This is a genomic window from Aeromonas sp. Prich7-2, from assembly GCF_017939255.1.
GTDB lineage: Bacteria > Pseudomonadota > Gammaproteobacteria > Enterobacterales > Aeromonadaceae > Aeromonas > Aeromonas caviae.
This window is the reverse complement of record NZ_JAGKRI010000173.1, coordinates 1-1,823: the sequence shown is the minus strand read 5'-3', so window position 1 is coordinate 1,823 and position 1,823 is coordinate 1. Positions and strand designations below refer to the sequence as shown.

Here is a 1,823-nt window from a genome sequence, read left to right as displayed (position 1 = left end):
TAAGAAGTTGCTTGAGGTACTGGGTTGCATTGATAATAGTCATGGCTTCGGGCGTGTCGGTTTTTTTTTGCGATTAAATCAGATCACAAACGAAGCCTTTTTTCTATCTATTTCAATTGGTTGTAGCTAAAGATCCTGTACATGAAGGGGATGTAGAGTTTGAGCCTTGCCCTATAGAAAATGTCATTAAATTGGCAAAAAAATGCTTTGAAAAAATATCGCCTACCCACATAGAATTTGATATTACTAGCAGTAATGAGTTTATTTGCAGTAATGTGCAAGGGGAGCATATATCGTCTCTTGTACAAACGCTGATCAATTGCTTTAATAACGCTATAAAATATGGAACTAGTAAAAATAACATCAATATTAAGATTGATAATATATGTAAAGAAAGTTATAAAATTTCAGTATTTAATACTGTTCCACAATATAAGATTGATGAGTTAAATTCTGGGGCTTTGTCTGAACTTAAAGTTAAGTTATCAAAAATGAAATCAGATGAACTTCTTGCTAAAGAAGGGGGGTCCGGTTTATATAAATCAAAATACGATCTACAACGATGCTCTAAGCAATTTGAATTGTCGGTAGATCTATGTGATGGGGTCTTTACAGTGGACGTATCATATCATGCTGAAAATACTAACAGTTGAAGACAATATGCATAAGCGGCAAAGTTTGATAAAAGTCATAAGTGATATAGGTGTCTTAAGTGATGAGGCTTATTCTTTTACAAGTGCTTGGATAAAGCTGCAAAATAATGACTATGATTTAGTTCTGCTAGACATGAGTTTACCTACATTTGATAAGACAGATGCAAATACTGGCGGAGCATTTCGAGTTTTTGGTGGTAAAGAGCTTGCTAGAAAAATGTTTAGACGTAATATCACTACGCCATTTCTATTCGTGACACAATATAAAAATTTCAGTGAAAACAAAAGCACACATTCATTTGACTCACTGAAAAATGAACTTTTGAATAATTATCATGAACAATGTAAAGGTTTCATTTTATATAGCAATTCTAATAGTGATTGGAAAGAAGAAATTGAACGTGTAATAATGGGGCTTAGTCAGTGAGAATCATAATTGTTGATGATGACAGTCAGCGTGCAAATGAAATTGCAATGGCTTTGTCTAAGGCCAAGATTTGTGATATTGAACAAGTAGATATCTCATACAATACACAATCAGCGAGAAAAAGAATGTCAGTTACATGTTATGACATTCTAATTCTTGATGTAATTCTTCCTAAAAGGAATGAACTTCCTACAGCTAAAAATGGTTTAGCTTTTCTTAAAGAGATTACGCATCGCTCCCAGTTAGAAAATGAAAAGCGGAGAATATATAAACCTGGTTTTATTATTGGTATAACGGCTGATGCTGATGACATTATTAGCTATCGAGAGGAGTTTAATTCTTTTTGCTTCTCAATTATAGAAGCAACATATAAAAATATTGGATGGAAATCAACATTAATAAACGCGATTCAATACCAGCAATCATCAAAAATCAATAGTGATGTATCAAATATTAAAAAAGTATGTGTGACTGTTCATGGAATTGAATCATTGGGGTTATGGCAACAAAAGTTTAAGAAGTTAATATCCTCACATAGTAACCGTTCACCGGGAGGATGTTGACAACAACTCTTCCGGGAGCGGGTAGTCTGTTTTCTCTCATGTACAGAACCTTAAGCGGCAAGCGAATTAATAATACCGTCTAACGTGTTGTTTTGCTTGGATTTTCTCTGCCTACTCTTTTTGCCGTTTTTGGATAAATACACCATTGCCCACTCCAACTTCTCTGTTATTTCCTGCCAC

General features: G+C 34.1%; 3 protein-coding genes. All 3 read left to right on the top strand.

Annotated features, from left to right (window positions below):
• The first annotated feature begins 116 nt into the window (after positions 1 to 116).
• The 3 genes from J9892_RS20110 to J9892_RS20100 are packed head-to-tail and all read left to right on the top strand — an operon-like array spanning position 117 to position 1,643.
• Positions 117 to 653, top strand: a complete 537-nt coding sequence (locus J9892_RS20110; protein ID WP_210538770.1) for a hypothetical protein — start codon at positions 117 to 119, stop codon at positions 651 to 653.
• Positions 631 to 1,080, top strand: coding sequence for a response regulator (locus tag J9892_RS20105; RefSeq protein ID WP_210538769.1), 450 nt, complete (start codon positions 631 to 633; stop codon positions 1,078 to 1,080). The genes J9892_RS20110 and J9892_RS20105 overlap by 23 nt, the downstream gene beginning before the upstream one ends.
• The gene (locus tag J9892_RS20100; RefSeq protein ID WP_210538768.1) at positions 1,077 to 1,643 is read left to right on the top strand and encodes a response regulator transcription factor; all 567 of its coding nucleotides are present in this window, start codon (positions 1,077 to 1,079) and stop codon (positions 1,641 to 1,643) included. The genes J9892_RS20105 and J9892_RS20100 overlap by 4 nt, the downstream gene beginning before the upstream one ends.
• Positions 1,644 to 1,823 lie beyond the last annotated feature (180 nt).